This is a genomic window from Nocardioides sp. J9, assembly GCF_007829375.1.
Classification (GTDB): Bacteria; Actinomycetota; Actinomycetes; order Propionibacteriales; family Nocardioidaceae; genus Nocardioides.
The window spans coordinates 87,887-94,060 of sequence record NZ_VLJQ01000013.1 but is presented as its reverse complement, the minus strand read 5'-3'; the positions used below and the strand labels follow the sequence as shown (position 1 = coordinate 94,060).

The 6,174-nt window shown below is 72.4% G+C and carries 5 protein-coding genes and 1 pseudogene; 4 read left to right on the top strand and 2 right to left on the bottom strand.

Annotated elements, in window-relative coordinates; all coding sequences use genetic code 11:
- Positions 1-66: 66 nt before the first annotated feature.
- Both L615_RS24550 and L615_RS02140 read left to right on the top strand, forming a co-directional pair.
- A pseudogene (locus L615_RS24550) lies at positions 67-672 on the top strand (DUF1990 family protein); the annotation flags it as partial.
- Between the two features lie 91 nt (positions 673-763).
- Positions 764-1,252: an aminoacyl-tRNA deacylase gene (locus tag L615_RS02140; RefSeq protein WP_145723950.1), complete on the top strand. Its 489-nt coding sequence runs from the start codon at positions 764-766 to the stop codon at positions 1,250-1,252.
- Here the strand turns inward: L615_RS02140 and L615_RS02135 are convergent.
- Positions 1,249-2,256, bottom strand: a complete 1,008-nt coding sequence (locus L615_RS02135; protein ID WP_028654890.1) for an AraC family transcriptional regulator — start codon at positions 2,254-2,256, stop codon at positions 1,249-1,251. The genes L615_RS02140 and L615_RS02135 overlap by 4 nt on opposite strands.
- Before the next feature lie 70 nt (positions 2,257-2,326).
- Here L615_RS02135 and L615_RS02130 point away from each other — a divergent pair, with 70 nt between their 5' ends.
- Together L615_RS02130 and L615_RS02125 are read left to right on the top strand one after the other, a co-directional pair.
- Positions 2,327-3,787: an NAD(P)/FAD-dependent oxidoreductase gene (locus tag L615_RS02130; protein ID WP_145723949.1), complete on the top strand. Its 1,461-nt coding sequence runs from the start codon at positions 2,327-2,329 to the stop codon at positions 3,785-3,787.
- A complete protein-coding gene (locus tag L615_RS02125) occupies positions 3,784-5,478 on the top strand; it encodes a GMC oxidoreductase (RefSeq protein WP_145723948.1) in 1,695 nt (564 codons plus the stop codon). Before L615_RS02130 ends, L615_RS02125 begins: the two co-directional genes overlap by 4 nt.
- Before the next feature lie 24 nt (positions 5,479-5,502).
- Here L615_RS02125 and L615_RS02120 read toward each other — a convergent pair whose 3' ends face one another.
- Entirely contained in the window at positions 5,503-6,171 is a 669-nt protein-coding gene (locus tag L615_RS02120) for a hypothetical protein (protein ID WP_028654893.1), read from the bottom strand.
- Positions 6,172-6,174 lie beyond the last annotated feature (3 nt).

The window sequence follows — 6,174 nt, the reverse complement described above, 5'->3', positions numbered from 1 at the left end:
GCGCTGCGGGTGCTGACATGTCCCGATTCTAGTCGAACACGTGTTCGACGACAAGACCTGGCGTCGATGAATCCGCAGGTCAGAAGCACAATTGTGGCCGGCGGTCGGAGGTGGTCCGCTCCGGCCTCGGCCGCTTCTGTGCGCGGACCGCAGCCCGACCGCCGGACCCGACCATCCACCCAGCTCCCTCGTCGCTGCCCTTTCGGAACGCAACCACTCACCCACCGAAGCGTCCGGCGATCTCGGCCCACCGAGATCCTCCATCTCGCGAACGAGCCGCCCGCTCCGCCATGCCAACCGCAGCCGACTGACATCACCACCCGTCAAGGCACCATGTCCCACGTGGACCCCCTCGACCCCACCACCGCGGCCCGCCTGAGGGCAGCCCCACTGACCTACCCCCGCCCATCGAGCCCGACCGACCCACCCGCCGGCTTCACCCCGTTCACTCGCACGGTCACCCTGCGCCGTACCGACCTCGACGCTGCGGCCGACGACCTGCTCTCCTGGCGCGTCCACGAGGCGGTCGGCATCCGGGTGAGGGCGTCCGGCCCGGCCGAGGCGGGCGCGGTCGTCGACATGCGCCTCGGGTTCGGGCCGGCTGCGGTGCGGGCTACCTGCCGGGTGGTGGCGGTCATGGGGGAGGCGGACCGGAGGGGCTTCTCCTACGGCACGCTGCCCGACCCGGCTCGTGCAGCGGGTGATGACGGAGCGCTACCTGCGCGCGCCGGACCGGCTGGCACCGCGGACCTAGGCTGCTCCCGTGGACGACTCGACCGACGACCCCACCGACCAGTCAGTCCGGGCGATCGCCGCCGCGGAGGCGCTCGGCCTGACCTTCACCGTGGTCCGGCACGGTCCGGTGCGCTCGCTGGAGGAGGCAGCCGCCGTGCGCGGCGTCGAGCCGCGGCAGGKGGKGAAGACGATGGTGGTCCGGGTCAGCGACGGCGACCACCGGTTCGTCCTGGTGCCGGGTGACCGCGGGATCGCGTGGCCGAAGCTGCGGGCGCTGCTCGGCGTCAACCGGCTGTCGATGCCGTCGGCGGACGCGGCGCGGGAGGTCACCGGCTACGTCCGCGGCACGATCACGCCGCTGGGCTCGGCCACCGGGCTCCCGGTCGTCGCCGATGAGCGGGTCACCGGCACCATCTCCGTCGGCGGCGGCGCCCACGGAGTCGCGCTCACCCTCGACGCGGGCGAGCTCCTGTCGGCGCTCGGCGCGAGGGTCGCCGACGTGACCGACCCGGCCTAGGCCCTCGGGGACCGTCCGGTCCAGCGCCGGTAGGCGGCGCCGAAGCTGGTCGCCTCGGCGTACCCCAGCTGGTGCGCGACGTCGTCGACGCGCAGGCTCCGGTCGGCGAGCAGCTCCTCGGCGGCGCTGCGACGGACCTCGTCGAGCACCCCGCGGTAGGACGTGCCGGCGTCGGTCAGGTGGCGGCGCAGGGAGCGCTCGCTCAGGCCGAGGGCGGCGGCGACGGCCCCCATCGGCGCTCCGTCCGCGAGTCGCTGGGCAACGAGGATCCGCACGTCCTCGACGACACCGGAGCGGCTGCGCCGGTTGGCGACCAGGTCGCGGCACAGCGACTCCGCCATCGCGAACGCGTGCGGGTTGGCCTGGGGGAGCGGGTGGTCGAGCCAGGCGGCGTCCAGGCGCATCTCGGCCCGCCCGCTGCTCGTCCACGTCGGGCGCACCCCGAAGGCGGCGCGGTACGGCGCCACCTCGGTCGGCTCGTGGGGGAGCGCCACGGAGGTGAGCCGCGGGGCGCCGCCGGCGATCTCGCGCAGCACGGTCCAGATCGCCGTCAGGTCACGCTCGACGAGGAAGCGTCGTACGTCGGCCGGCAGGCCGCGGTCGTCGACCCCGATGACGACCTGGTCCCCGTCGAGGCTGGCCGACGGCACGCTGAAGGTGAAGCTGAGGTCGAGGAAGCGGAAGGTCAGGTTGGCGGCGTCCCCGAGCGTGGCGCTGCTGATCAGGGCGAAGCCGAGCGGGCCGAAGGTCGACGCGTGGTAGCGCACGCCGACGCTGACGCCCGTCGTCGACGGCGCGGCAGTGAGGAGGTTGCGGACCACCCGGAGCTCCTGCTGCGCGGTGACCTCGGTCTGGTGGTCCGCCAGGTCGCGCCCGGCCAGGCCGCTCCCACGGAGGAGCACGTCCTCGGCGACCCCGGCGTCCCGGCCGGCCGCCACGAGGAGGGCGACCCCGGCCACCTGGCGCGGGAACTCCCACGATCGGGTGGCCGGCGGATCGAACATGGCCGGAATTATGGACTCCGTGTCCGAAGTCCGCTCCACGCGGGTGCCTCCGGGAACCTACGCTCACGGCATGCAGCCCACGGTCATCATCATCGGCGCCGGTTTCGGAGGCCTCGCGGCGGCCCACCACCTCCGGGAGGCGGGCGTCACCGACATCACCATCCTCGAGCGCTCCGACGACGTGGGCGGCGTGTGGCGCGACAACACCTACCCGGGTGCCGCCTGCGACGTGCCGTCGGTGCTCTACTCCTGGTCGTTCGCGCCGAAGCACGACTGGAGCCACCGCTACGCGCGCCAGGACGAGATCCACCGCTACATCCGCGAGCACGCGGAGCAGAGCGGCCTGCTCGAGCTCGTCCGCACCGGTGCCGAGGTCACCACCGCGGACTGGGACGAGGAGTCCCGCCAGTGGACGGTCACCCTCGCCGACGGCGAGCAGCTGCGTGCCGACGTCGTCGTCTCGGCCGTCGGCCAGCTCTCGCGCCCCTCGATCCCGAACATCCCCGGCATCGACAGCTTCGCCGGCCCGTCCTTCCACTCGGCCACGTGGGACCACGACGTCGACCTTGCCGGCAAGAAGGTCGGCGTCATCGGCACCGGCGCCTCCGCCATCCAGTTCGTACCGGAGATCGCCCCGCAGGTCGCCGAGCTGACGGTGTTCCAGCGCTCGGCGCCGTACGTCGTGCCGAAGCCCGACAGCACCTACTCGACGTGGGCGCTGCGCCGCTTCTCCCTGCTGCCCCAGCTGCACGGCCTCACCCGCACGGCCGTCTTCCACCTGACCGAGCAGCTCAACAAGACGCTCGACGACAACGGCCGGCTCGCGGACCTGCTCCACAAGGCGTGGCAGGTGCACCTGCGGCTGCAGGTCAAGGACCCCGCCCTGCGCGCCAAGCTCGTGCCCGACTACGACCTGGGCTGCAAGCGCCTGCTCTTCTCCAACAACTGGTACCCCGCGCTGTCCCGCGACAACGTCGACGTCGTGACCGACGCGATCACCGCCGTCGAGCCGACCGGCATCCGCACCGCCGACGGCGTGCTGCACGAGCTGGACGTGCTCATCCACGGCACCGGCTTCGCCGCCACCGAGTTCCTCGCCCCGATGCAGATCACCGGGGTCGGCGGGCGCCGCCTGCACGACTACTGGGCCGAGGCCGGCACGCAGGCGCACCTGGGCATCTCGGTGCCGAAGTTCCCCAACTTCTTCATCCTCTACGGCCCCAACACCAACCTCGGCGGCAGCTCGATCATCAACATGCTCGAGGCGCAGGCCGGGTTCATCACCAAGGCGGTCGCCCGGATCGCCGAGGCGGGCCCGATCGCGGTGCGCGAGGACACCGCCCGTGCGTACGACGAGGAGGTGCAGTCGCGCCTGGGACACAGCGTGTGGACCTCCTGCCAGTCGTGGTACCGCGACGCGAGCGGCCGGATCAGCACCAACTGGCCCGGCACGGTCGCCGAGTACCAGAAGCGGACCGGGCGCTTCGACGCCGCCGACTTCGAGGTCGTGGCGGAGGTGGCAGCCCGATGACCCACTACGACGTCCTCGTCGTCGGCTCGGGCTTCGGGGGCAGCGTCACCGCGCTGCGGCTCTCCGAGAAGGGCTACCGCGTCGGCGTGCTGGAGGCGGGCCGCCGCTTCCGCGACGACGAGCTCCCCACGACCTCCTGGAAGGTCCGCGACTACGTCTTCAACCCCGCGGTCGGCTGCTACGGCCTGCTCCGGATGACCCTGCTCAAGGACGTCGTCGTGCTCTCCGGCGCCGGCGTGGGCGGCGGGTCGCTCGTCTACGCGAACACGCTCTACCAGCCGCCGCAGGCCTTCTTCGAGGACAAGCACTGGTCGGGCATCACCGACTGGGCCGACGAGCTCGCGCCCTACTACGACCAGGCGCGCCGGATGCTGGGCGTGGCGGCCTACCCGCACATGTCGCCGTCGGACCACGTGATGAAGTCCGTCGCCGAGAAGATGGGGGTCGGCGACACCTTCCACCCGACCGACGTGGGTGTGCTGTTCGGCGACCGCCCGGGGGAGAAGGTCCCCGACCCCTACTTCGGCGGAGCGGGGCCGGAGCGGACCACCTGCACAGACTGCGGTGCCTGCATGACCGGCTGCCGCGTGGGGGCGAAGAACACGACGGTCAAGAACTACCTCTACCTCGCCGAGCAGGCGGGCGCGCGCGTCCACGCGATGACCACGGTCACCGACGTGCAGCCGCGACCCGGCAGCGGCTACACGGTGACGACGCGTCGTACGCAGGGCAAGCTGCGGCGCGGCAAGCAGGTCTTCACCGCGGACCAGGTCGTCTTCTCGGCCGCGTCGCTGGGCACGCAGCGCCTCCTGCACCGACTGCGGGACGGCGGCAGCCTGCCGCAGATCTCTCCGCGGCTCGGTGAGCTCACCCGGACCAACTCCGAGGCGATCATCTCGGTCCGCGCGCGCGGCAACGACGTCGACTACTCCCAGGGCGTGGCGATCACCTCGTCGATCCACGTCGACGAGCACACCCACGTCGAGCCGGTCCGCTACGGCAAGGGCAGCAACCTGCTCAACCTGATGCAGGCGATCCTGACCGACAAGCCCGAGGGCCGCACCCCGCGCGCCGCCGCCGGGCTCCGCGAGATGTGGCGCCACCGCCGCGACCTGCCCAAGCTGCACGACCCGAGGCACTGGTCGGAGGAGAGCATCGTGCTGCTGGTGATGCAGAGCCTCGACAACTCGCTGACGACGTACCTCAAGCGGCGCCCGTGGGGGAAGGTGCTCACCACCCGCCAGGGCATCGGTGAGGCCAACCCGGTGTGGATCCCGCAGGCGCACGAGACCGCGCGCAACGTCGGCGAGGAGATGGACGGCATCCCCGGCGGCACCTGGGCGGACCTGGCCAACATCCCGATGACCGGCCACCTCGTCGGCGGCTGCCCCATCGGCGAGTCGCCGGACGACGGCGTGATCGACCCCTACCACCGCCTGCACGGGTACGACGGCCTGCACGTCATCGACGGCTCGGCGGTCGCGGCGAACCTCGGTGTGAACCCGTCGCTGACCATCACGGCGATGGCCGAGCGGGCGGTCTCGATGTGGCCGAACAAGGGTGAGGCGGACCCGCGGCCGGCCCTCGGCTCGCGCTACGCCCGCATCGCCCCGGTGGCACCGAAGAACCCGGCCGTGCCGGACCACGCCCCGGCGGCGTACCGGCTCCCCATCGTCGGCTTCGGCAGCTGAACCGGCCGCTGGACGGGCGGCCGGTCACCAGGTCGTGCGGCGCAGCTCCGTGCCGTCGAGGTCGTAGGTGATGTAGCCGCCCTGGCTGTACTCGTTGTTGGCGTAGGCCAGGATCCAGCCGTCCTGGCCGTCGTCGGGCTTCTCGATGATCAGGTAGCAGTCGCGCGGGTCCTCGACGAGCCCCTCCGCCGCCTCCAGCATCGCGTCGAAGGTCGCCGGGTCGACGTCGGCGAGGTCGAACGGCTCCTCGTCGCGCGCCGTGCCCTTGCTCCACTCGTCGAGGTCGCCGTCCCACCAGTAGGCGTCGTAGCGGTCGTCGCCCTCCGCGACCGGCACGTTGACGATGGCGTAGCCGGGGTAGACCACGGCGCGGAGGGCCTCCGTGCTGCCGGTCTCGTCCTCGAGGTCCTCGAGCAGCTCCCGGAAGCCCTCCACCGTCTGCGGGCGCTCGTCGGGCTCGGAACGCACGCCGTCCACCGTCGCCCACGTGCCGCCGACGATCGCCAGCACACCGAGTGGCACCGCGAAGCGCCGGACCGCCGCGCCGGGGCCGGTCCGCCGGATGGTGCGCTCCTCGAGCGAGCGCACCGGCCTCGGCTCCGGCGGGGGCTGGTACGCCGGGACGGCAGGGACCTCCGGCTCGTCCTTCGGGTCGTCGTCGGGCGAGTACGGCTGCCAGGTCGGGGGAGCCACGGC